This window comes from Klenkia brasiliensis, from assembly GCF_900100695.1.
In the GTDB taxonomy this organism is placed as follows: domain Bacteria; phylum Actinomycetota; class Actinomycetes; order Mycobacteriales; family Geodermatophilaceae; genus Klenkia; species Klenkia brasiliensis.
The window spans coordinates 318,678-341,468 of record NZ_FNCF01000001.1; the positions used below are offsets into that span (position 1 = coordinate 318,678).

Annotated in this window: 20 protein-coding genes and 1 riboswitch; of the genes, 4 read left to right on the forward strand and 16 right to left on the reverse strand. The window is 75.7% G+C overall.

The annotated features are described in order from the left end of the window. Positions 1–5: 5 nt before the first annotated feature. Positions 6–776: an LURP-one-related family protein gene (locus BLT39_RS01640; RefSeq protein WP_091057577.1), complete on the reverse strand. Its 771-nt coding sequence runs from the start codon at positions 774–776 to the stop codon at positions 6–8. A gap of 32 nt (positions 777–808) precedes the next feature. Here BLT39_RS01640 and BLT39_RS01645 point away from each other — a divergent pair, with 32 nt between their 5' ends. After that, positions 809–2,074: an ArgE/DapE family deacylase gene (locus BLT39_RS01645; protein ID WP_091059199.1), complete on the forward strand. Its 1,266-nt coding sequence runs from the start codon at positions 809–811 to the stop codon at positions 2,072–2,074. Continuing rightward, complete coding sequence (locus tag BLT39_RS01650; RefSeq protein ID WP_091057579.1) at positions 2,071–2,694, forward strand: HD domain-containing protein; 624 nt, start codon at positions 2,071–2,073, stop codon at positions 2,692–2,694. The genes BLT39_RS01645 and BLT39_RS01650 overlap by 4 nt, the downstream gene beginning before the upstream one ends. Here the strand turns inward: BLT39_RS01650 and BLT39_RS01655 are convergent. After that, complete coding sequence (locus tag BLT39_RS01655; protein WP_091057582.1) at positions 2,651–2,935, reverse strand: DUF4031 domain-containing protein; 285 nt, start codon at positions 2,933–2,935, stop codon at positions 2,651–2,653. The genes BLT39_RS01650 and BLT39_RS01655 overlap by 44 nt on opposite strands. A 32-nt stretch (positions 2,936–2,967) precedes the next feature. On the opposite strand from BLT39_RS01655, the gene BLT39_RS01660 reads away from it, so the two are divergent. Beyond that, entirely contained in the window at positions 2,968–3,963 is a 996-nt protein-coding gene (locus BLT39_RS01660; RefSeq protein ID WP_091057584.1) for a Gfo/Idh/MocA family protein, read from the forward strand. Between the two features lie 72 nt (positions 3,964–4,035). On the opposite strand, the gene BLT39_RS01665 is transcribed toward BLT39_RS01660, so the two are convergent. The 9 genes from BLT39_RS01665 to thrC form a co-directional block, all read right to left on the reverse strand. Further along, entirely contained in the window at positions 4,036–5,043 is a 1,008-nt protein-coding gene (locus tag BLT39_RS01665) for an ABC transporter substrate-binding protein (protein ID WP_091057588.1), read from the reverse strand. Between the two features lie 148 nt (positions 5,044–5,191). Beyond that, positions 5,192–6,817: a chaperonin GroEL gene (gene groL, locus BLT39_RS01670; RefSeq protein ID WP_091057591.1), complete on the reverse strand. Its 1,626-nt coding sequence runs from the start codon at positions 6,815–6,817 to the stop codon at positions 5,192–5,194. Positions 6,818–7,036: 219 nt separating this feature from the next. After that, complete coding sequence (gene wecB / locus BLT39_RS01675) at positions 7,037–8,158, reverse strand: non-hydrolyzing UDP-N-acetylglucosamine 2-epimerase (protein WP_207507512.1); 1,122 nt, start codon at positions 8,156–8,158, stop codon at positions 7,037–7,039. Then, entirely contained in the window at positions 8,155–8,997 is an 843-nt protein-coding gene (locus tag BLT39_RS21970) for a choice-of-anchor P family protein (RefSeq protein ID WP_131801379.1), read from the reverse strand. Before BLT39_RS21970 ends, wecB begins: the two co-directional genes overlap by 4 nt. Then, positions 8,994–10,802 carry a glycosyltransferase family 2 protein gene (locus BLT39_RS01685; RefSeq protein WP_091057595.1) on the reverse strand — a complete coding sequence of 603 codons (1,809 nt, stop codon included), beginning with the start codon at positions 10,800–10,802 and terminating at the stop codon, positions 8,994–8,996. The genes BLT39_RS21970 and BLT39_RS01685 overlap by 4 nt, the downstream gene beginning before the upstream one ends. Beyond that, on the reverse strand, positions 10,799–11,398 hold the full coding sequence (locus BLT39_RS01690; RefSeq protein ID WP_091057597.1) for an archaeosortase/exosortase family protein: 600 nt from the start codon (positions 11,396–11,398) through the stop codon (positions 10,799–10,801). Before BLT39_RS01690 ends, BLT39_RS01685 begins: the two co-directional genes overlap by 4 nt. Further along, positions 11,395–12,468, reverse strand: coding sequence for a GAF domain-containing protein (locus tag BLT39_RS01695; RefSeq protein WP_091057600.1), 1,074 nt, complete (start codon positions 12,466–12,468; stop codon positions 11,395–11,397). The genes BLT39_RS01690 and BLT39_RS01695 overlap by 4 nt, the downstream gene beginning before the upstream one ends. A gap of 88 nt (positions 12,469–12,556) precedes the next feature. Next, positions 12,557–13,501 (reverse strand): aminoglycoside phosphotransferase/kinase family protein, encoded by a 945-nt coding sequence (locus BLT39_RS01700; RefSeq protein ID WP_091057604.1) that lies wholly within the window; start codon positions 13,499–13,501, stop codon positions 12,557–12,559. Positions 13,502–13,614: 113 nt separating this feature from the next. Then, complete coding sequence (gene thrC / locus BLT39_RS01705) at positions 13,615–14,892, reverse strand: threonine synthase (protein WP_091057607.1); 1,278 nt, start codon at positions 14,890–14,892, stop codon at positions 13,615–13,617. Between the two features lie 12 nt (positions 14,893–14,904). Beyond that, a riboswitch (SAM riboswitch) is annotated at positions 14,905–15,021 on the reverse strand. 31 nt (positions 15,022–15,052) lie between these two features. On the opposite strand from thrC, the gene BLT39_RS01710 reads away from it, so the two are divergent. Further along, positions 15,053–15,877 (forward strand): HAD family hydrolase, encoded by an 825-nt coding sequence (locus BLT39_RS01710; protein WP_091057611.1) that lies wholly within the window; start codon positions 15,053–15,055, stop codon positions 15,875–15,877. Here BLT39_RS01710 and BLT39_RS01715 read toward each other — a convergent pair. The 5 genes from BLT39_RS01715 to rarD all read right to left on the reverse strand — a co-directional run bounded on the left by BLT39_RS01715 (position 15,867) and on the right by rarD (position 22,789). Beyond that, entirely contained in the window at positions 15,867–16,733 is an 867-nt protein-coding gene (locus BLT39_RS01715) for an ABC transporter permease (RefSeq protein ID WP_091057614.1), read from the reverse strand. The two genes, BLT39_RS01710 and BLT39_RS01715, sit on opposite strands and share 11 nt — an antisense overlap. Then, positions 16,730–19,597, reverse strand: a complete 2,868-nt coding sequence (locus tag BLT39_RS01720) for an alpha/beta fold hydrolase (protein WP_091057618.1) — start codon at positions 19,595–19,597, stop codon at positions 16,730–16,732. The genes BLT39_RS01715 and BLT39_RS01720 overlap by 4 nt, the downstream gene beginning before the upstream one ends. A gap of 80 nt (positions 19,598–19,677) precedes the next feature. Continuing rightward, positions 19,678–21,432, reverse strand: coding sequence for a LytR C-terminal domain-containing protein (locus BLT39_RS22665; protein WP_091057622.1), 1,755 nt, complete (start codon positions 21,430–21,432; stop codon positions 19,678–19,680). Positions 21,433–21,453: 21 nt separating this feature from the next. Further along, the gene (locus BLT39_RS01730; RefSeq protein WP_091057625.1) at positions 21,454–21,792 is read right to left on the reverse strand and encodes a DUF3263 domain-containing protein; all 339 of its coding nucleotides are present in this window, start codon (positions 21,790–21,792) and stop codon (positions 21,454–21,456) included. 82 nt (positions 21,793–21,874) lie between these two features. Then, complete coding sequence (gene rarD / locus BLT39_RS01735; RefSeq protein ID WP_165640093.1) at positions 21,875–22,789, reverse strand: EamA family transporter RarD; 915 nt, start codon at positions 22,787–22,789, stop codon at positions 21,875–21,877. Between the last annotated feature and the right edge of the window lie 2 nt (positions 22,790–22,791).

Genomic DNA, 22,791 nt, shown 5'->3' on the forward strand with positions numbered 1-22,791 from the left:
ACGCCTCACCCGAAGCCGCGGTCGTCCTGCTTCAGCGCCGTGTCGACGGTCAGCGCGCTGGCCAGCACCAACGACGCGAGCGGGTCCTCCAGCCGCCGGTGCACCTGCACGGCGTAGTTGTCCGCGGTGGTGAACATCGTCCGCGCCAGGCCCTCCCAGGTCTTGGTGATCCGGGCGACCTCGGTGCCGGTGTGGTCGGTGATCGCGAAGTTCCACGCCCGCCAGTTCTCCGCCTGGATGGCCCCGGCCAGCTGTCCCCCGACGACCAGGTCGAAGCGGATCTTGCCGAACGCGTTGGCCTGCACGATCTCCCCGACCGGCTCGCCGGAGGCCCGCGACACCTGCACCCGCGACTTGACCAGCTTGGCCGGCCGGACGAGCACCAGCACCACGCCGGTGGCGTCGCGGACCTCGAGCCGGTGGGTCAGGAACTGGTCGACCGAGGACACGAACCGCAGCGCCTTCCGCGCCGCCGACTGGCCGACCTCGACCACGGCACCGATCTGCTGGCCGTTGCCGTCGGAGACCGTGTACTCGTTGGTCAGCTCGATCAGCTTGGTCCGCTGCGACACCACCAGCACCGGCTGCTCGAGCAGGATCGACCGGCCCTGCTGGTACTGGGGCTGCTGGTACTGCGGCTGCTGGTACTGCGGCTGCTGCGGCGGCGGGCCCGGCTGCTGCAGGTGCTCGGTCCAGGCCTGGCCGTCCCACCAGCGGGTGGCCGGGCTGCCGGCGGGGTCGGGGTACCAGCCCGGGGGCGGCGGTGGAGCGGTCATGGCCGGTGAACCTAGTGCGCGACACTGTGCCCGTGGCCGACCTGACCGCTGCCGAGGCCCGCGTCCTGGACGCCGTCGACGAGGCCTGGGCGGTCGACCGGCTGCGCGAGCTGGTCGCCGTCCCGTCGGTGGGCGGCACCGCGGCGGAGTCCGAGGCCCAGCACCTGGTCGCGGGCTGGCTCGCCGACCTCGGTGCCGACACCGACGTGTGGCCGATCGACCTGGTCGCCGCCGCCACCGCGCCCGACGCCCCCGGCCAGGAGGTCGTGCGCGAGGAGGCGTGGGGCGTCGTCGGCACCCTGGGCGGGGACGGCGAGCCCGGCCTGGTGCTCTGCGGGCACAGCGACGTGGTCCCGCCGGGCGACCCCGAGCTGTGGCCCGGCGACCCGTTCGCCCCCCGGCTGGAGGGCGACGTGCTGCACGGGCGCGGCACGTGCGACATGAAGGGCGGCCTGGTGGCCGCGCTGGCCGCCGCCCGCGCCGTCGCCGCGTCCGGGGTGGCGCTGGCCCGGCCGCTGGCGGTGCACAGCGTCGTCGGCGAGGAGGACGGCGGCCTGGGCGCCTGGGCCACCCTGCAGCGCGGCCACCGCGGCGCGGCCTGCGTCGTCCCCGAGCCCACCGCCGGGGCGGTCATGACCGCCAACGCGGGCGCGCTGACCTTCCGGCTCACCGTCACCGGCCTCGCCGCGCACGGGGCGATGCGCGACCAGGGGGTCAGCGCGGTCGAGCTGTTCGGCGAGCTGCACTCCGCGCTGCGCCGCTTCGAGGCGACCCGGCAGACCGACGTCGAGCGGTTCGCCGGCACGGCCCTCCCCTACGGCCTGTCCATCGGCACCGTGCAGGCCGGCGACTGGTCCTCCTCGGTGCCCGACCGGCTGGTCGCCGAGGGCCGCTACGGCGTGCAGGTCGACGAGCCGGTGGAGACCGCCCGCGAGGTGCTCGAGGCCGCCGTCGCCGGGTTCTGCGCCGGCCACCCCTGGCTGGCCGACCACCCGGTGCGCGTGGAGTGGGTGGGCGGCAGCTTCGCCAGCGGCCGGCTGCCGCAGGGCTCGCCGCTGCTGCCCGCCGTCGCTCAGGCCGTCGTGGACACCGGCCGGACCCGACCCGTCGAGCGCTACGTCCCGGCCGGCACCGACCTGCGGCTCTACGCCGCCGCCGGGGTGCCCACGCTGCACTACGGCCCCGGCGACCTGGCGCTGGCGCACGGCCCCCGGGAGCAGGTGCCGCTGGCCGACGTCGTGCACGTGGCCCGGGTGCTCGCGCTGACCGCCCTGCGGCAGTGCACGGTGGAGGCATGACCGTCCGGTTCGAGGACTTCGCCGCGCTCACCGAGGACTCCCCCACCGCCCGCACCGAGTGGGCCGCCGTCGTCGACGCCTGGGGCGAGGAGCACCGCCGCTACCACGACCTGGCGCACCTGGCCGCCGTCCTCGGGGTGGCCGGGCAGCTCGCCGGGCACGCCACCGACCCCGTCGCCGTCGCGCTGGCCGCCTGGTACCACGACGTCGTCTACGACCCCACCGCCGGCGACAACGAGGAGGTCAGCGCGCAGCGGGCGCAGGCCGGCCTGCGCGGGATGGTGCCCGACGACCGGCTGGCCCAGGTGGTCCGGCTGGTGCGGCTGACCGCCGGCCACGACCCGGCCGGGGACGACGCCGACGGCGCGGTGCTGTGCGACGCCGACCTCGCCGTGCTCGCCTCCCCCGCGCAGGCCTACGCGGCCTACGCCTCCGCCGTCCGGGAGGAGTACGGGCACCTGGACGACGCCACCTTCACGGCGGGGCGGATCGGCGTCCTGGAGTCGCTCTTGGCGCTGCCCGCGCTGTTCCGGACGCCCACGGCGCAGTCCTGGGAGGCCCCGGCGCGGGCCAACCTCACCGCGGAGCTGCAGCTGCTCCGCGCCCGTGCGGCTTCCTGAGCCCCGCTCCCCGCAGCCGCGCCAGCAGCTCCCGGCAGCCGACCGACTCCGCACCCGCGGCCACGGCGACGGCGTGCAGCTCCTCGGGGACGTCGTAGTGGTCGCCCTGGAACGCCCGCCGCGGGATGCCCAGCTCGGCGGCGACGAAAGCGTGCAGCTCGTCGTAGGACACGTCGCTGACCAGGTGCGACCACAGCCGCCCCCGCCAGGGCCAGACGGGGGTGTCGATCAGCACGGCCACGGTCGACAGTGTCCCCCGCTACCGTCGCGGGCGTGACCACAACGACCCGCTGGGGCATCGTCGGACCGGGCCGCATCGCGGAGAACGTGGTGCGCGACTTCGTGCACGTGCCCGGCGCCGAGGTCACCGCCGTCGGCTCGCGGTCCCTGGACCGGGCGCAGGACTTCGCCGCCCGGCACGGCATCGGCACCGCGCACGGCTCCTACGCCGACCTGGTCGCCGACCCCGACGTCGACGTGCTCTACCTGGCCACCCCGCACCCGCAGCACCACGCCGTGGCGCTGGACGCGATCGCGGCGGGCAAGCACCTGCTGGTCGAGAAGTCCTTCACCGCCACCGTCGCCGGCGCGGAGGAGGTCGTGGACGCCGCCCGCGCCGCCGGGGTGTTCGTGATGGAGGCGATGTGGACCCGCTTCCAGCCCGCCGTCGTCCGGCTGCGCGAGCTGGTCGCCGACGGCGCCGTCGGCGAGGTGCGCAGCGTGCAGGCCGACCTCGGCGTGGCCCGGGAGTTCGACCCGCAGGACCGGCTGTTCGCCCACGAGCTCGGCGGCGGTGCGCTGCTGGACCTCGGGGTCTACGTGGTGTCCTTCGCGCAGATGCTGCTCGGCGACCCGGACACCGTGACCGCGACCGGCTCGACGTTCCCGACCGGCGTGGACGCCGAGGCCGCGCTGCTCCTCGGGTACGCCGACGGCCGGGCCGCGGCGCTGCTGACCTCGCTGCGCAACGCGCTGCCCGGCCAGGCGCGGGTGTACGGGACGCGGGGCTGGGTCGACGTCCTGCCCCGGTTCCACCACCCGGCCACGATCGTGCTGCACCGCGCCGGCGCCGAGCCCGAGACCATCACGCTGCCGCCGGACGGCACCGGGTACAGCCACGAGCTGGCCGAGGTGCACGAGGGCGTGCTGGCCGGCCGCACGGAGTCCGCGGTGATGCCGCTGGCCGACACCCTCGCGGTCATGCGGGTGCTGGAGGAGGCCGCCGGCCAGCTCGGCGTCACCTTCGCCGAGGCCCCGCGCACCCCGTAGGCAGGGGAAGCCCCGCACCCGCCGACGGACGCCGGAGCCGGGTGCAGGGCTTCCCCTGCCGGGTGGCGCGGGTCAGGACTGCGGCTGCTCCACCGTGGTGGCCGGGTCGCCGTCGGCCGCGGCGGCCAGCGGGTCGACCAGCTGGTCGAGCAGGTAGGGCAGCGACAGCGGGCTGCCGAAGCCGAGCGCGGCGGACACCGCGCTGGAGTACTGGCCCAGCAGCACGGTGCGGTCCTCGGTGACCACGGCGAGCTGGGAGACCACGGTGTCGGCGTCCAGGGCCGCCTGGTCGTAGCCGTTCTCCACCAGCACGTCGGCGTCGAGCAGGTCCAGCCGCTCGGCCGAGAGCTCGGTGGAGGTCTCGGGGACGGCGAAGCCCAGGTCGGAGAAGAACTGGGTGCGCAGGTCGTCCTGGCCGAGCAGGTAGTGGCCCGAACCGCCCAGGCCGGTCAGGTCCACCGCGACCGAGGCACCGGCGAAGTCCGGGTTCGCCTCGACGGCGTCGGCGAAGCGGCCCTCGACGTCGTCGACGAGCTGCTGGGCCTCGTCCTCGACGCCCAGCGCGCGGCCGGTGAGGAGGGTCTGCTCCTGCCAGGGGGTGGCGCCGTCGGCGTACTCGTCGGTCTGCGCCAGGGTGGGCGCGATGGCCGACAGCTGGTCGTAGGTGGCCTGGTCGATGAAGGAGTAGACGCCGACGATGAGGTCGGGCTGCAGGGCCGCGATCTCCTCGAGGTTCAGCTCGTCGCTGCCCACGGTCGGGATGGCCTCGTCGGGCAGCTGGTCGGCGGCCCAGGGGCGCTGCGTGGCGTCGTAGTCACCGAGCAGCTCGCGCTCGCCGACCAGGGTGCCGCCCAGGGCCAGCACGAAGTCGGCGTCGTTGAAGCCGACGGTGACGACCCGCTCCGGCCGCTCGGGGATCTCGGTGGTGCCGAAGGCGTTCTCGATGCTCACGGGGAAGGCACCCGACGAGTCCGACGACGACGCGGAGGAGGAGCCGGTGGCGTCCCCGTCGGACCCGCCGCAGGCGGCCAGGGTCAGGGCGAGGGCGGTGGTGGCCAGGGCGGCCAGGGGGCGGCGCATGCAGGGGCTCCTGTACTGGGACGGTCGGGTTCCAGTGAGGTTAGCCTTGCCTGTGCATGGGCTGATCACCCGGGTACGCGGACGGGGCCGCCCTCCGAGAGGAGGACGGCCCCGCCGTGGTGCGTGGTGGTGCTGGGAGGTGCTGGACTCAGAAGTCCATGCCGCCCATGCCGCCGTCGCCACCGGGCATGGCCGGGGCGGCCTTCTCCGGCTTGTCGGCGATGACGGCCTCGGTGGTGAGGAACAGCGCCGCGATCGAGGCAGCGTTCTGCAGCGCCGACCGGGTCACCTTGGCCGGGTCGATGATGCCCGCGCCGACCAGGTCGACGTACTCGCCGGAGGCGGCGTTGAGGCCCCACCCGGTCTCGGAGTTGCGCACCTTCTCCGCCACGACGCCGCCCTCGAGGCCGGCGTTGACCGCGATCTGCTTGAGCGGGGCCTCGAGGGCCACGCGCACGATGTTCGCGCCGGTGGCCTCGTCGCCGGTGAGCTCGAGCTTCTCGAAGACCGAGGTGGCCTGGGCCAGGGCGACGCCACCGCCGGCGACGATGCCCTCCTCGACGGCAGCCTTCGCGTTGCGGACGGCGTCCTCGATGCGGTGCTTGCGCTCCTTGAGCTCGACCTCGGTGGCGGCACCGGCCTTGATGACGGCGACGCCGCCGGCCAGCTTGGCCAGCCGCTCCTGCAGCTTCTCGCGGTCGTAGTCGGAGTCGGACTTCTCGATCTCGGCGCGGATCTGGTTGACCCGGCCGGCGATCTGGTCCTGGTCCCCGGAGCCCTCGACGATGGTGGTCTCGTCCTTGGTCACGACGACCTTGCGGGCGCGGCCGAGCAGGTCCAGGCCCGCGTTCTCGAGCTTGAGGCCGACCTCCTCGGAGATGACCTGGCCACCGGTGAGGATGGCGATGTCGCCCAGCATGGCCTTGCGGCGGTCGCCGAAGCCCGGGGCCTTGACGGCGACGGACTTGAAGGTGCCGCGGATCTTGTTGACCACCAGGGTCGCCAGGGCCTCGCCCTCGACGTCCTCGGAGATGATCAGCAGCGGCTTGCCGCTCTGCATGACCTTCTCCAGCAGCGGCAGCAGGTCCTTGACCGAGCTGATCTTGGAGTTGACGACGAGCACGTACGGGTCGTCGAGGACGGCCTCCATGCGCTCGGTGTCGGTGACGAAGTAGGGCGAGGTGTAGCCCTTGTCGAAGCGCATGCCCTCGGTGAGCTCGAGCTCGAGGCCGAAGGTGTTGCTCTCCTCGACGGTGATCACGCCCTCCTTGCCGACCTTGTCCATCGCCTCGGCGATGAGCTCGCCGATGGCGGGGTCAGCGGCGGAGATCGACGCGGTGGCGGAGATCTGCTCCTTGGTCTCGACGTCCTTGGCGGTCGAGAGGAGGTACTCCGAGACCGACGCGACGGCCTTCTCGATGCCCTTCTTCAGGGCCATCGGGTTGGCGCCGGCGGCGACGTTGCGCAGCCCCTCGCGGACGAGGGCCTGGGCCAGCACGGTGGCGGTGGTGGTGCCGTCACCCGCGACGTCGTCGGTCTTCTTGGCGACCTCCTTGACGAGCTCGGCCCCGATCTTCTCCCACGGGTCCTCGAGCTCGATCTCCTTGGCGATGCTCACACCGTCGTTGGTGATCGTGGGGGCGCCCCACTTCTTCTCCAGCACGACGTTGCGGCCCTTGGGGCCGAGGGTGACCTTGACGGCGTCGGCGAGGGTGTTCATGCCCCGCTCGAGACCGCGGCGGGCCTCTTCGTCGAAGGCGATCATCTTGGCCATGTGGTGGTGTCCTCCATGCGTGGCTCGCTGCTGGCCGGGCGGTGCCCGCGACGGACGACACCCGCGCCGTGGACGCTCCTGCGGCCCACGGGCCGGTGCCTCACCGGTCCGACCTGGTTGGCACTCAGGTGCTCCGAGTGCCAACGACGAGTCTGGCACTCACCCCCGGCGAGTGCAAGGACGGGGGGTTCCCCCCGGCGGACGGGCAGCGCGGTGACGTCAGCCGACCGCGAGCGCCCCGGCGGCGAGGGCGGGCTCGTCGTGGCCGGCCGCGGCGAGGGTCAGCGCGGCGACCCGCTCGGCGGCGTGGCCGTCGCCGAAGGGGCTGGGCCGGCGCGCCAGCTCCTCGGGCCAGCCCGGCCGCAGCAGCCGCCGGGCCGCGGGCAGCACGCCCTCGGGCCCGGTGAGCTCGGCGAAGCCCGCGTCCACGGCCTCGGGCCGCTCGGTGCTGTTGCGCACCACGACCAGCGGCTTGCCCAGCACGGTCACCTCCTCCTGCACGCCACCGGAGTCCGAGACGAGCAGCCGGGCCCCGGCGGCCAGCGCCAGGAAGGTGGCGTGGTCGACCGGTCCGGTCCCGCGCACCGAGGGCGGGAGCACGGCCCCGGCGGCGGCCAGGGCGGCCCGGGTGCGGGGGTGCAGCGGCAGCAGCACGGGCAGGCCGAGCAGGTCCAGGGCCTGCAGCAGGGCACGCAGCCGGACCGGGTCGTCGGTGTTCTCCGGGCGGTGCACGGTGGCCAGCACGTACTGCCCGGCGACCACGCCGTGCGCGGCCTGCACCGCCGCGCGGACGGCGGGGACCGGCAGCGCGCGGCGGGTGGCCTCCACGATCGTGTTGCCGGTGACGTGCACGGCCGACGCCGGCGTCCCACCGCGCAGCAGGTGCTCGGCGTTGCCGGGGGTGGCCGCGCAGTGCACGTCGGCGACCGCGCCGATCACCAGCCGGTTGATCTCCTCGGGCATGGCCCGGTCGAAGGAGCGCAGCCCGGCCTCGACGTGCACCACCGGGATGCCCAGGTGGTGGGCGGCCTGGGCACCGGCGTTGGCCGAGTTGGTGTCGCCCTGCACGACGACGGCGTCGGGCCGGTCGGCGCGGAACAGGTCGGTCAGGCCGGCGAGCATGGCCGCGACCTGCCCGGCGCGGTCGCGGCCGCCGATGCCGCGCAGCGGCTGCGCCGGGCTCGGCATGCCCACCCCGGCGAAGAAGACGTCGGTGAGGTCGGCGTCCCAGTGCTGGCCGGTGGCCAGCGGCTGCGCGGCGGGGCCGAGGGCGGCCACCACCGGGGCCAGCTTGATGATCTCGGGCCGGGTGCCCATGACCACCGCGACGCGCGGCGTCACGCGACCAGCACCGTGCCGGCGCGGCGGCGGACGAACCGGGCGGCGAGCACGGCCCAGCCGGCCACGACCGCGCCCGCGGCCACCGTCCAGCCCGACAGCGGGAGCGCCGGCACCGGGAGGGTGGCCACGTTGAGCCCGCAGACGGAGTCGGCGACGTCGACCCGGGCGGTGCTGCCCGCCAGGGTGACGTAGAGCGCACTGACCCGGATGCTGCCGGCCCCCGAGGGCTGGGTCTGGCCGTTGAGCAGCAGCGTCGCGACGCCGGAGACCGACACGCTGGTGCCGTTGGCGGGGGTGGCCGGCAGGGCGACCGCCACGGCCGTGCTCACCCGGGCGTTGGTCAGGGTCGCCCCGCCGGTGGTGGCGCCGGCCGAGGTCGCGGTGCAGCGGGAGGTGATCGCGTCGGCCAGGACGTCGACCGGCGTGGCTCCGCCGACCAGCCGGATTGAGACCCCGCCGGTGCCCGGGGTGACGGTGCAGCTGCCGTCGCTGCCGATGCTGATGCCGCCGCCGGAGCCGACCAGGCCGGCGCAGGCCGCGGAGCTGCCGTCGGTGCGGGCGACCGCCTTCTGCACCAGCACGCCCGAGGTGATGAGCGTCTGCGAGCCCAGCACGGTCAGCGCCGGCTGGGCGTTGCCCGACGTGCTCGACGTCGCGCCGTCGCTGGTCGCGGAGAACGAGCCCGAGGACGCCGTCGAGCCGCCGGCCAGGGTCAGGGTCGCTGCGGTGGCCGAGGCCGTGGACGTGTCGGCGGCGGCCGGGCCGGCCCACAGCGCCATGAGGGCTGCGGTCGCCGCGGCGACGACGCCCGCGCGGCGGCGGAGACGGGGTGCGGTCACGGTCGGGGCCTCCGGTCGGGGTCGGTGGGGGCGGGGGGCGCGGGGCGGCGGCGCTCGGGCTGGTCGCCGAGCAGCAGCGCGGGGATCCGCTCGGTGCCCGGGCCGTCGGCCGGGGCAGCGGGCGCCGCGGGGGTCGGCGGGGCGGCGGCCCGGGACCGGGTCGGGCGGACGGCGGGCCGGGAGGCGCCGCCCCTCACCCGCGGCTGGGCGGCGGTCGGCGGCTCCTCCGCCAGGACGGCGGGGGCCGCGGCGGGGACGACGGCGACGGGCACCTCGGCGGTGGTCGACCCCACCCGCCGCTGCGGGGACCGGGTCCGGGCACCCGCCGCGCGGACCTCGGCGGCCAGCGCGTCGGCGAGGGACTCGTCGCTGAGCCAGTCGGGGTCACCGGGCAGCGCGGCGAACCGGGCCGGCTCGACCGGCCGGGCGGCCCGGGCGGTGACCGGGTGGCCGGGGCCGTCGTGGGCGGTCTTCTTCCAGTCGCGGCGCCCGCGCAGCAGCCGGAGGAAGGCCCACCAGACGGCGGCCTGCAGCAGGTAGGCGTAGAGCACGTTGACCACGCCGAGCACGAAGGCGCGGCGGCGGGTGACCGCTCCCCCGCTGCGGGACCGGTAGACCGGCCCCCACACGACGTGCGGCAGGACGCCGAACAGCGCGGCGAGCGGGACCAGGCCCCAGGCGCCCTCGGTCCACCAGTCGGCGACGCCGTCGCCGGTGTGCGTCATGAAGTACACCTGCACGGCCACCGCGGCCGGGAAGACGATCGAGCCCAGCAGCTGGGACCACGGCACCCACAGGTAGTAGGCGATCTCCAGGGCGCCGGGCAGGCTCACCTGCGGGGAGCAGATGATGGCCCACAGGTAGCGCAGGCACTGCATGCCGCCCTGGGCCCACCGGCTGCGCTGGCGCAGCAGCGGCCCGATGCGCGGCAGCCCGGTCTGGGCCACGAAGGTCTCGTCGCAGTACTCGGTGCGGCCGCCGGTGAGCAGCACGTGCAGGCCGAGCTCGAAGTCCTCCAGCAGCGCGCCGTGCCACGGCGTGCCGAACTCGTCGGCGATGCGGTCGAGGGCGGCCAGCCGGGTGAACTGGCCGTTGCCGCCCATGCCGACGCTGCCGGTGCGGCGGCGCAGGGTCTGCATGGCGGCGATCGGGCCGGTGAACTCCATGTCCTGCAGCTGGACCAGCAGGGAGTCCCGGCGGGCCGGGAGCCGGTCGTCGGCGTGGACCAGGGAGTCCAGGTCGGCGGCGGCCAGGCCGTCGATGTCGTCGGTGACGCGCACCTGGACCTGCACGGCGGCCACGCGGGGGTCGACCAGGTAGCCGCAGATCACGTCGGGGGCCAGCCGCTCCAGGCGGGCGTCGGCGTCCAGCACACCGACGACGACCCGGTGCCGGTCGGCGTCGTCCGGCAGGGACGCCGCGATCGCGCGCCAGGCGTGGTTGAGCGCCGCACCCTTGCCGCGGCGCGCCTCGGGCAGGGCCCGGGTGAGCACCTGCAGCTGGGGGAACTGCAGCTGCAGGTCGGCCAGGATGTCCGGCGTCAGGTCGGTGGAGCCGTCGTCGACCACCCAGACGGTGGCCTCGGGGAAGGTGCCCACCAGGTGGCGCACCGTGCCGCCGATGACCTGCTCCTCGTCCAGGCACGGCACGACGAAGTGGAAGTCGTGGCCCTCGCGGCTGCCCGGGACCCCGTCGGTGCGGCGCAGGAACGGCCGCATGATGAACACGACGTAGAGCAGGAAGCCGACGCAGAGCAGGAACGCCGTGGTGTTCAGCGTGGCCAGCGCCAGGTTGTCGGCGTTCACCGGTGCGCCGCCTCGACGTCCCAGGGGTCCAGCGCCGGGGTCTGGTAGGTGCCGCGCAGCAGCACCAGCAGGTAGCAGGTGCCGGCCAGCACGACGCCGAGGGTGCTGACCGCGGTGCCCACCAGGACGTGGGTGCGGGCGTAGCCCACCTCGGGTCCCCACTCCGCCATGCCGGCGGTGATGGCCAGCATGCGGGCCTGGTTGACCGCCAGGATCAGCAGCACGGCGGTGGCCAGCGAGGTGAAGGCGCGCACCGCGGGGATGCGGCGCACGGCCAGGAGCACGGTGGTGGCCGCCACGAAGGGCAGCAGCAGGAAGGCCGCGGTGCAGCCGACGGTGATGTCGATGCCGGTGGCCTGGCCGTCGACGGTGAACAGCACCGACCGGCCGACCTGGTGGGCATCGGTGAGGCCGATCAGCCGGGCGGTCCAGGCGGTGACGGCGGCCTCGAGCGCCTGCAGCAGGTCCGCTTCCCACAGCATCAGGGCGATGGTCGCGACGCCGCCGGCGACCATGCCGGGCCGGACGAGGCCGACGTCGGCGGTGCGGTCGGTGTCGCCCCGCATCGCCCAGGGCTCGACCGCCCCGGCGGTCACCGGCGCCGGTCCAGCGCCTGCTCGCGCCGTGCCTGGACCAGCGCGTTCTCCGCGCGGGCCCAGGTGGTGGCCAGCGGCTCCACCCCCGCGCGCATCGTGTGCGCGGTGGCGGTCCGGTAGCCGGCGCCCTCGAGGCGGGCCTGCACGAGGTTCGCCGTCCGGGAGACCTGCGAGGTCTGGTGCCCGCCGCCGAGGATGCCGAGCTGGCGGGGGCCGACGCGGGCCAGCTGGACGTCGCCGGCCGCCTCGCGCACGACGGAGACGGCGCGGCGCAGCGAGCGCACGGTGCGGATGACGCCCAGGTCGACCAGCACCATGCCCACCGGGTCGCCGACCGGGGTGGCCAGCTGCTCCTCGGTGGCCAGCAGCGAGGCCCAGCCGCGCCGGTTGGGCAGCCGGGTGACGTCGTCGTGGCTGTCCATGCTGCGCTCGAAGGCCTCCTGCCGCTGGCCGTGCAGTGCGGCGATGTCCGCGCTGAGGGAGGCCTGCAGGGCACCGGCCTGGACGGCGAGCAGCTCGGTCCAGTTGCGGTCGGCGACCTGCAGCGGCGAGGCGCTGAGCCCGGCGAGGGAGCCGAGCTGGCGGCCGTCGGGGGACATCAGCGCGATGCCCAGGTAGCCGTGCAGGCCCCAGCCCTCGGAGATCCGGCGCAGGTCGGGGGCGGCGCTGCGGGCCAGGTCGGTGACCACGGTGGGCTGCGGGCCGGTGAGCAGGTGGTGGCACAGCGACCGGTCGCGGGAGACCGGGGTGCCGGCCTCGTACCGCGCCGCCCGGCTGCGCTGCCACGGCGAGTCCGGGTCCTGGGTCTGCGCGGTGGTCTGGACCGCCAGCCCGGTCCAGGTGTCCTCGGTGATGCGGGTGACCGTCCAGGCGTCGACACCGCCCAGGCTGCCCAGCAGGGTCAGCGCGGCCTGGGCACCCGGCAGGGTGCCCCGCGACCACACCGACGCCGGGGCCGGGGCGGCCGGGGCCACCGCGCGGGTGTCCAGCACCTGCACCGACGGGGCCACGGCCATCTCGTCGTCCCAGGTCCCCGGCGCCGGGGAGAGCGACTGCACCTGCCTCGCCACGGTGGCTCCTCACAAAATGATCTAGTCTTGTTCCGGATCTCTGTGTCCGTTATCGGCAGCCGCGGGGGCGGGCGGGACCCCGTCACGGTCAACCCGGTGGTGCCGCGCGGACCTGCACGAGGGCGTCCTCGGCCCGCCACCAGGTCCGGTCCAGGCCCTCCCGCGGCTCGCGCACCGCCCAGCCGGCCGTCGCGCCGTAGCCGGCGGCGATCAGCGCCGACCGGACGTCCCACGCGAGGGCGAGCGGGTCCTCGACGTCACCGGCCAGGACGCCGAAGCGGCGCCCCGAGACGCGGGCCACGGCCGCGCCGCCGGCCGCCCCGGCCAGCACCTCGCCGGCCCGGCGCAGGCCGCGGGCGGTGCGCACCGTGCCGACGTCGACCAGCACGAGCGACACGGGGCCGGCCAGCTGCCGGGCCCGGTCCTCCTCGTCCTGCAGCAGCTGGCCCCACCCGCGCCGGTCGGGCAGCCCGGTCACGGGGTCGGCGGTGCGCAGCGCGCGCTCGCGGTCGGCCAGCCGGTCGTCGGCGACGGCGTCCAGGGCGGCGGAGAAGCGGGCCGCGAGGTGGTCGGCGGCGGACCCCAGCCGGCGCAGCAGCCCGTCGGGGTCCGGGACGGCGGCCGCGCGGGCCGTCCAGCCGCAGACGCTGCCGAGCAGCCGGCCGTCGGGTCGGCGCAGCGGCGCGGTCAGGAACTCCCTCACGGCGTACCGGCGCCCCAGGGCGCGCACGGCCGGGTGGGGGTGCCGCCGGACGTCCGGGGCGTGGGCCGCGCGGTCGTCGACGAGCAGGTGGTGGCAGACCGACAGCGCGACCGGCAGCGGCCGGTCGAGCACGGCGACCCGGTTGGCCCGGTCGGTCGCCACACCCGTCCACCAGCGGTCGGTCATCCGCGAGACGGCGAACCCGTCCAGGCCCTCGGTGGCGGCGAAGGCGTCCACCACGGAGGCGGCCGAGGCCGCGAAGACCGACGCCAGGTGCCCGCGGGCCGCGGTGGGCCCGGGCAGGTCCGGCTGCGCGGACGTCGTCGCCATGGTCGCCTCCCCGCCACTTCCGAACGGAACGGTTCCGGACGGTTGCGTTCTCTATCGGCGGGTGCCGGGCGACCTGTACCTCCCCCACCCCGCGGGGTGGGGGAGGTACGGGATCAGGCGATGAGGCCGGCCTGCCGCAGCGACCGCAGCGACGGCTCGACCCGGTGCGTGGGGCCGACGACGGGGGCCAGCGGGTCGAGGGTCTTCAGGCCCTCACCCGTGTTCAGCACGACGGTCTCCTGCGCGGGGTCCAGCAGACCCTTCTCCACCAACTGGCGCAGCACGGCGGTGGTCACGCCGCCCGCGGTCTCGGCGAAGACGCCGGTGGTGCGGGCCAGGTCGCGGATGCCGGCCACGATCTCCTCGTCGCCCACCCGGCCGACCGAGCCGCCGGTGCGGCGGATCGCGTCCAGGGCGTAGGGCCCGTCGGCGGGGTTGCCGATGTTCAGCGACTTGGCGATCCCGGTGGGCTTGACCGGCTTGACGACGTCCCAGCCGTTGTCGAACGCCGTGGCGATCGGGTCGCAGCCGGCCGACTGCGCGCCGAACACCTTCCACGGCGTGTCGGCGACGATGCCGGCGACCACCAGCTCCTTCCAGGCCTTGTCGACCTTGGTCAGCAGCGAGCCCGACGCCATCGGGATGACCACCTGCGCCGGGATGCGCCAGCCCAGCTGCTCGGCGATCTCGTAGCCGACGGTCTTGGACCCCTCGGCGTAGTAGGGCCGCACGTTCTGGTTGACGAAGGCGGCGTCCTCGAACTCGTCGGTCTCGGCGAGTTCGCTGGTCAGCCGGTTGACCTCGTCGTAGGACCCGTCGACGGCGATGAGCGCCTGCCCGTACACCGCCGACTGCACGATCTTGCCCGGCTCGAGGTCGCTGGGGACGAAGACGAACGAGGGCAGGCCGTTGCGCGCGGCGTGCGCGGCGACGGAGTTGGCCAGGTTGCCGGTCGAGGCGCAGGCGATCTTGGTGTAGCCGAAGCCCTTGGCCGCGGTGGCGGCGAGGCTGACCACGCGGTCCTTGAAGGAGTGCGTGGGGTTGGCGGAGTCGTCCTTGACCCACAGCGGGGCGTTGAAGCCCAGCTCGTCGCCCAGCCGCTGCGCGCGGACCAGCGGGGTCATGCCCGGGTCGAGGCTGACCCGCTGCTCGGGGTCCTGGCCGGTGGGCAGCAGCGGGGCGTACCGCCAGATGTTCTGCGGGCCGGCCTCGATCTGCTCGCGGGTGACCGCGCGCATCAGCTCGGGGTCGTAGTCGACCTCCAGCGGGCCGAAGCACTCGGCGCAGGCGTGCTCGGCGATCAGGCCGAAGGTGGCACCGCAGTTGCGGCAGACCAGGCCACGCGCGGGGTTCACCGCGACGGCCTCGGGGGCGGGTGCGGTCAGGGTCATGCGACGACTACCTCCTCATCTTCCCTGCGACGGGTCGTCGACCGCGCAGGACGGATGGGGCACCTGCTGCTCGCGCAGTGGTTGCCGGGGCTTCGTCGGGCCGTGTCCCTCTGCCCCTCTGGATGAGTGGAACGCGTCGAGACTACTGCAGGATGGGCCCGTGCCCGCCTCCGTCGTCTACACCGACCTCGACGGCACGATGGTCGGCCCGCGCGGGTCCTTCGTGCACACCGCCGACGGCGAGCTCACCGCCGAGCCCTTCGCCGCCCTGCTCGAGCTGCAGCGGGCCGGTGTCCCGCTGGTCCTGGTGTCGGGCCGCACGGCCGCCCAGCTGCAGGAGGCGGGTCGGGTGTTCGCCGTGGACGGCTGGGTCGCCGAGCTGGGGTCGACGGTCAGCTGGGCCGGTGGCCGGGAGAGCCACCTGCTCACCGGCGAGCTGCCCGCGGAGTTCGCCGGCCGCGCCCCGGTGGAGGTCATGGCCGAGCTCGGCGTGGTCGACGCCCTCGTCGCCACGTGGCCGGGCCGGGTGGAGTGGCACGCGCCCTGGTCGGCCACGCACACCGGCGACGCCATGCTGCGCGGGCGGCTCGACACCGCCGAGGTCGACGCCTGGCTGGCCGACCGCGGCTGGGGCTGGCTGACGCTCAAGGACAACGGCCGGGTGCCGCGCACCTCGCGGGTCACCCTCGCCGTCGAGGGCGACCCGCACGTCTACCACCTCATGCCGCGCGGCATCGGCAAGGGCTTGGCCATCGCCTGGGACCTGCAGCGCCGCGGCCTCGACCCCGCCGACGCGGTCGCGGTCGGGGACTCCGTCAGCGACCTGGAGATGGCCGCCGCCGTCGGCCGGCTGTTCATCACCGCCAACGGCGCCGCCGTCCCGGGGATGGCCGAGGCCGTCGACGCCCTGCCCAACGTCACCGCCACCGCCGGCGCGATGGGCCTCGGCTGGGCCGAGGCCGTGCGCGCGGCGCTCAGCTCGTGACGTCGCGCCGGGAGAAGTGCCGGAAGGACAGCGCGGTGAACACCGCCGCGTAGACCAGCGACTGGATGACCCCGCGGTAGAGGTCCGCGCTGTCGACCGGTGTCTGCAGCAGGTCGGTCCAGGCGAACTCCTCCGCGGTCGGGAAGAAGTCCCGGATGCTGCCGAGCTGCTCGACCTGGTCGAGGATCGCGAAGACGAACATGGTGAACACCGCACCGCCGACCGCGGCCAGCGGCGCATCGGTGACCGTGGACAGCCAGAACGCCAGCGTGCCGACGACGAGCAGGTGGACGGCGAGGTACCCGACCATCCCGGCCAGCCGCAGCAGCCCGTCGCCCTGCCCGATGCTGATCCCGATCGGCGTGGTGATGTCGGCGAACCCGAAGGCGATCCCGCCGGCCACCAGCGCGACCACGGTGACGGTGACCAGGGCGGCCACGCTGAGCACCAGCGCGGCCGCCCACTTCTGCCGCAGCAACCGCATCCGGGGCACCGGGGTGGCCAGCGCGTAGCGCAGCGACCCCCACTGCGCCTCGCTGGCCACCGTGTCGCCGAAGAACAGCGCGTAGACCACGACCAGGAAGAACGACGTCGTGGCGAACAGCACGAACAGCGTGAAGTTCAACCCCGACGCGGTGGCCACGTCGACCAGGTTGAGCCGGCTGTTGCTCTGCGCGTCCTCCGAGGCGCCCAGCTGCAGCGCCGCGATGAGCACCAGCGGCAGCGCGACCATCAGCGCGAACACCCCGACGGTGCGCCGCCGCTTGAACTGCCGGCGCAGCTCCACCGACAGCCGCAGCGTCCGCTCCGGCCGGTAGCCGGCCACCCCCCCGGTCGACTGCACGGAACTGCTCATGACTCCCCCACCAGCGACAGGAACGCGTCCTCCAGGCGGCGACGCGGAGTGACCTGGTCCACGCCGACGCGGGCCTCGACCAGCGCCGACACGGCCTGCGCGCGGGTCAGGTCGCCGAGCTCGACGACCAGCCCCTCGTCCGAGCGCTCGACGGCGGCGCCCAGGCCGGTGAGCACCTGCTCGGCGCGGGCCGGGTCGCCCTGCACGACCAGCAGCACCGCTCCCCCGGTGCCGATGATCTCCTCGACCGTGCCCTCGGCGACCTTCTGGCCCTTGGCCATCACGACGACGTGCGAGCAGGTCTGCTCGATCTCGGCCAGCAGGTGGCTGGAGACGATGACCGTGCGGCCGGTGGCCGCGTAGTCCTGCAGCACCTGCCGCATCGCGTGGATCTGCGGCGGGTCCAGCCCGTTGGTCGGCTCGTCGAGCACCAGCAGGTCGGGCAGGCCGAGCATCGCCTGGGCGATCGCCACCCGCTGCCGCATGCCCTGCGAGTAGGACCGCACCCGCTTGTCCAGTGCCGTCCCCAGGCCGGCGATCTCCACCGCCTCGTCCAGGTGGGCGTCGGCCAGCGGGCGACCCGTGGCGGCCCAGTACAGCTCGAGGTTGTCCCGGCCGGACAGGTGCGGCTGCAGGCCGGTGCCCTCGACGAAGGAGCCCAGCCGCGACAGCACCGGGGCGCCGGGGGTGGCCGGGTGGCCGAAGACGGAGATGGTGCCCTCGGTCGGCCGGATGAGGCCCATGAGCATCCGCAGCGACGTCGTCTTGCCGGCGCCGTTGGGCCCGAGCAGGCCGAGCACCTGGCCGCGGCGCACCTCGAAGGACAGATCGCGGACGGCGGTGAACCCGTCCTTGTAGCTCTTGGTGACGCCGCTGAACCGCAGCGGCACGTCCTCGCCGTCGGGCTCGACCTCCGACAGCTGCCGCCGCCGGCGGGCGCCCCACAGCTTGGCGACGACGACGCCGGCCACCCCGAGCGCGACCAGCACCGCCAGCAGCACCCACCAGCGGGTGGCACCGGACTCGCCCTGCACGGTGCCGCTCACCGACGGCGCGGCCAGCGACGCACCGTCGGCCAGCCCGACCGCGTACACCCCGGCCTCGGCGGGGGCGGCGAAGGCCTGGTCGGTGGAGGACACCAGCACCTGCATGGTGTGCCCGGCCTCGAACCGGTGCACGATCCCCGGCAGGGTCACCTCGACCTCGGTGGGCGCGGTGGGGTCGGTGGACAGCCCGGTCAGCGACAGCGGCGCGACCAGGCCCGAGGGCAGGGTCCGGGCGCCGTCGGCGGAGACGTCGTAGAGCTTGGCGAACAGCGTCGCCGTCCCCGTGGGCGAGGACACCGTCAGCGTCACGGTCGAGGCGCCGACGACGTCGACCGCGGTGTCCAGGGGCTCGGAGCCGAAGACGGCGAACTGGCCGGGGATCTCCACCGTGGTCCCGCCGAGCGCCGCGGTGACCGCGCCCAGGCCGGGGACGGTGGTGATCGCGGCCGGGTTGCCGCCGGGCGGGGTGACGACCGGGAAGGTGGTGCCCGACAGCGGGACCTCGGTGCGCTGCACCGCGTCGCCGCTCAGCCCCGGGTAGTCGGCGGCCGTCTCGCTCTGGTTGCCGCCCTGCACGCTGCCGACCGCGGCGCCGACGCCGGTGGGAACCGGGAAGGTGAACCCGGTGCCCGGGTCCTCGCCCTGGCCGCGCAGGTGGAAGTCGAACCAGCCCGCGACCAGCCCGCGCAGGTCCTCGGTGTCGGACTCCGACGCGCTGGCGTCGTGCCCGCCGTCGTACCAGACCACCTTCACCGGCGTGCCGTTCGCGGCGATGCCGCGGGCGTTGGCGTCGGCCTGGCCGAGCCCGAAGAGGGAGTCCTGGGTGCCCTGCAGCAGCAGGGTGGGCGCGGTGATGCGGTCCAGCACACCGGCCGGGGAGGACCGGTCGAGCACGGCGGCGATCTCCGGGGTGAGCGTGCCGGTGCTGGCCGCCTGCTGGTAGGCCGCGCAGACGTCGGCGCGGAACCGGCCGCAGGTCAGTGCCTGCTCGACGTCGGCGGATTCCAGCGACCCGGGGTCGATCTGCGGCAGGCCGTCGCCGGCCGCGGTGGACCCGCCGGTCAGGGAGGCGAGCAGCCCGTCGCCGGTGGGCACCGAGCCGGCCCCGAAGAACAGGCCCGACCACAACCGCTTGAACACCCCGCTGTCGCCGGTGTCGGGCGTGGCCGCGGGGGTGGCCTCGTCGACCGGCCCGGCCTGGGAGGGGAACAGCGCGGTGGTCAGGGAGTTCCAGGTGATCTGCGGGGCGATGGCGTCGACCCGGTCGTCGTAGGCCGCGCCCAGCAGCGCCAGCGCGCCGCCGTAGCTGGCCCCGGCCACCCCGACCCGGGGGTCACCGGGGGCGTCGAGCTGCACGTCGTCGCGCTCGGCGAGCACGTCCAGCAGCGTGGACAGGTCGGCGACCTCGTAGCGCGGGTCGTCCAGACCGATCTGGCCGGTGCTGGCCCCGAACCCACGGGCGGAGTAGGTGAGCACCACGTAGCCGCGGCCGGCGAGGTCGCGGGCGTCGTCGGCCACCGACTGCTTGCTGCCACCGAAGCCGTGGGCCAGCACGACGGCCGGCGCGGGGTCCTCGGCGGTGGCCGAGGCGGGCACGTAGGTGGTGGTGTCCAGCTCGACGGCGTCGGCGCCGCTGCCCGAGGGCACGGTGGCGTCCTCGGTGCCGACGTCCTCGGCGGCCTGCGCCCGGGCGGTGGGGCTGCCCAGGACCGGGACGGCCAGCAGGACGGCGGCGGTCAGGGCGGTGGTGAGGGCGGCGAGACCACGGCGTGCGCCGGAGCGCGGGCGGTGGTGCACGAGCCCGGCGGGGGGACGCACGTCGGCAGAACGGACGGCGGCGTACCGGTGTTCCGGCCGTGACCTCCCGGTGACCTGCGGCCCGGGACATCCGGGCCGGGTCAGGGCTGCCAGCTGCCGGTGGCCACGACGACGATGCCGGGGTCGGTCTCGCCGGGGACGTCGAAGAACCGCTCCGAGGGCCCGCCCTCGATGTCGGGGAACTGCTCCTGCAGGGTGGCCGCCGCGGCCTGCTGGGTGGCGTCGCCGGCGGTGTAGAAGACCGTGGTGACGGCGATGTCCTGCTCCGGGTAGGCGCCCTCGCCGCGCACGTCCCAGCCGCCGGCGGTCAGGGCGGAACCGATGGCGCCGGCCAGGCCGTTCACGTCGGTGGCGTTGAGCACGGTCACCGGCGCGAAGACCGGCCCGGTCGGCGCGGCCGACGTCGGGGCCGCGGTGGTGGGTCCGGTCGGAGCGCTGGTCGCCGCGGCGCTGCTGGAGCCGGGCGCCGGGGTGCTGGCGGCCGGCTCCTCGGCGCCGGGCCGCTGGAAGGACCAGAACCCGAGCAGCACCAGCGCGACGACGACGACCGCGACGAGCGCCGCGACCAGGCCGCGCGACCCGCGGCGCCCCTCCTGGGGCAGCGGCGGGATGGGCGTGATGCCCTGCCTGCGCTCCTCGCGGCGGCGGACCGCGTCGACGGCCTGGCGCTCGGCCCGGCTGGCGGCCCGGCCCCCGATGACACCGGTCTCCCCGCTGCCGGGCTCGGCGCGGCGGCCCTGCGGACCGGTGCCCGGGCCGCCGGTGGCCGGCGGGGCGGTGCCCGGACCGCCGGTGGCCGGCGGCGCATCGGCGGAGCGGGTGGACCCGGCCAGCGGCGGGCGCTCGGGGATGGAGTGCGTGCGGGCACCGCGCCGGTCACCCGCGGCGGGGATGTCCCCGGGCCGGTCGGCGACGCGGCGGTCGGGCCCGTCGTACACCGGCAGCGGCGGTGCGGCGCGCCGGTCGCCCCCGGGCGGGACGGACCCGGGTCGCCCGGCGACCCGCCGCTCGGGACCGTCGTAGGTCGGCAGCGGCGGCGGGGGCGTCCCGCGCCCGGACCTCGCCGACCCCGGGCCCGGGTCGGAGGTCGGCCCCGGGGTCGGGGTGGGCGGACCGAGGGTGGTGGCCCAGGACGGCAGGCCGGTGGTGTCCGGTGCACGGCCGCCGGACCCGGGCGGCGGGGTGGGGGCCTCGGGCGCGCGACCGGCCGGGGGCCGGTTCCCGGGGAGCGGGTCCACGGTGGTGCTCGGCCCGCCGGCCGCCGGGCCGCCGGTGCGTGGGCCGCCGTCGGTGCCGGGGCCGACCGGCGGGGGCGACGTGGGCAGGCCGCGGGTGGCCGGGGGCGGTGCGACCTGCTCCCGGGCCGCCGGGGGCGGGGTGGGCAGGCCTCGGGTCACGGGCGCGCGGTCGACCGGGGGCGGGGTGCCGGGTCCACCGGCCGGGGACGGACCGCCCGACGGCGGCAGGGGCTGGCGGGCCGGCTGCGGCGGGGACGACGGGCCGCGGCTGACCGGCGGCGTGGTGTCGCGCGGACCGACCGCGGGCACGCCGCTGACGTAGGTGCGGGGGCCGGCCTGGGCGGGCGGGCGGGCGCCGGCGTCGGGCTGGCCGGGCGAGGGGGCGCCGGGGCCCCGGCCGGCGGTGGGGTCCTCGCTGCGCGGCAGCAGGCCGTCGCGGCGCCGCTCGGCGCGGGTGCGGCGCCCGAGGGTGGTCAGCTCGTCGTCGTCCGGCCAGGGCGACGGGTCGGCGGGCGTCTCGGGCTCGTCCCGGCGACCGGCGGGCGGGAGGTCGGGGACGGGACCCGGCTCACCGTCCGGTACTCCATGCCTCCCCACGGTGATCGAGACTAGTAGGCCTCATCCCTCGGTGCCCAGGGTGCGGGCCGCACGCTGCCGCTGGCGGGTCGCGCGCATCCGGCGCAGCCGGCGGACCAGCAGCGGGTCGACCTCGAGGGCCTCGGGCCGGTCGATGACGGCGTTGAGCACCTGGTAGTAGCGGGTGGCCGACAGCCCGAAGCGTTCCTTGATGGCGGCCTCCTTGGCGCCGGCGTGCCGCCACCACTGCCGCTCGAAGACCAGCACCTCGCGGTCGCGGCGAGGCAGCTCGGCGCCGCGGGCCGGCGCTGCGGGGGCGGCGGGGGCCACGGGGGCGACATCGGCGGGGCGGTCGGGACGGGGGGCGGGCAGCGCGCTCACGAGGACCTCTCGGTACGGGCAGGACGGGGACGGCGGGGGGTCGCGGGCCGGCCGGTGGCCCGCGGCGGGGGCCCGGCGGGGGTCACAGCCCCGCCGGTGCGGGTTCGCGCACCAGGCGGCGGGCCGCCCGGCCGGCCCGGAGGCTGTCGACGGTGAACAGCACCAGGGCCGCCCAGACGACGGCGAACCCGACCACCCGGGCCGGCGGCATCGGCTCGCCGTTGACGAAGACGCCGATGGCCAGGTGCATGAGCGGGGTGACGTACTGCAGCAGCCCCACCGTGGTCAGGGGGATGCGCCGGGTGGAGGCGGCGAACAGCAGCAGCGGCACCGCGGTGGCGATCCCGGAGGTGGCCAGCAGCAGCACGTGCCCGGCGCCGGCCTCGCCCAGCGAGCCGGCGCCGCGGACCTGCAGCACGACCAGCACCACCAGCGCGGGGACCACCAGCAGCAGCGTCTCGACGAACAGGCCCGGGGCGGCCTCGACCCGCACCAGCTTCTTCAGCAGGCCGTAGGCCCCGAAGGTGCCGGCCAGCAGCAGGGCGATCCACGGCGGCCGGCCGGTGTCGACGGTGAGCACGAGGACCGCGACCGCGGCGGTGGCCACCGCCGCCCACTGCAGACCGCGCAGCCGCTCGCCGAGCACCAGCACGCCCAGCAGCACGCTGACCAGTGGGTTGATGAAGTAGCCCAGCGAGGTGTCGACCACGTGGTCGGAGTTGACCGCGATGACGAAGGTCAGCCAGTTGCCGGTGATGAGCACCGCGGCCCCGGCCAGCACCAGCAGGGTGCGGCGGTCGGCCAGCGCCCGGCGCACCTGCGGCCACCCGCGCAGCACGCTGAGCAGCAGCGCGATGAACAGCAGCGACCAGACGATGCGGTGGGCCACGATCTCGACCCCGCCGGCCGGCTCGAGCAGCGGGAAGTACAGCGGGAACAGGCCCCAGAGGACGTACGCGGCCAGGCCCGCCAGGACCCCGGTCCGCCGCTCGCTCATGA

Excerpts from the sequence above, each read along its gene's own strand:
- BLT39_RS01640 (WP_091057577.1), bottom strand. The coding sequence starts at position 776 with ATGACCGCTCCACCGCCGCCCCCGGGCTGGTACCCCGACCCCGCCGGC.
- BLT39_RS01650 (WP_091057579.1), top strand. The coding sequence starts at position 2,071 with ATGACCGTCCGGTTCGAGGACTTCGCCGCGCTCACCGAGGACTCCCCC.
- BLT39_RS01665 (WP_091057588.1), bottom strand. The coding sequence starts at position 5,043 with ATGCGCCGCCCCCTGGCCGCCCTGGCCACCACCGCCCTCGCCCTGACC.
- groL (WP_091057591.1), bottom strand. The coding sequence starts at position 6,817 with ATGGCCAAGATGATCGCCTTCGACGAAGAGGCCCGCCGCGGTCTCGAG.
- BLT39_RS01700 (WP_091057604.1), bottom strand. The coding sequence starts at position 13,501 with ATGGCGACGACGTCCGCGCAGCCGGACCTGCCCGGGCCCACCGCGGCC.
- thrC (WP_091057607.1), bottom strand. The coding sequence starts at position 14,892 with ATGACCCTGACCGCACCCGCCCCCGAGGCCGTCGCGGTGAACCCCGCG.
- BLT39_RS01715 (WP_091057614.1), bottom strand. The coding sequence starts at position 16,733 with ATGAGCAGTTCCGTGCAGTCGACCGGGGGGGTGGCCGGCTACCGGCCG.
- rarD (WP_165640093.1), bottom strand. The coding sequence starts at position 22,789 with ATGAGCGAGCGGCGGACCGGGGTCCTGGCGGGCCTGGCCGCGTACGTC.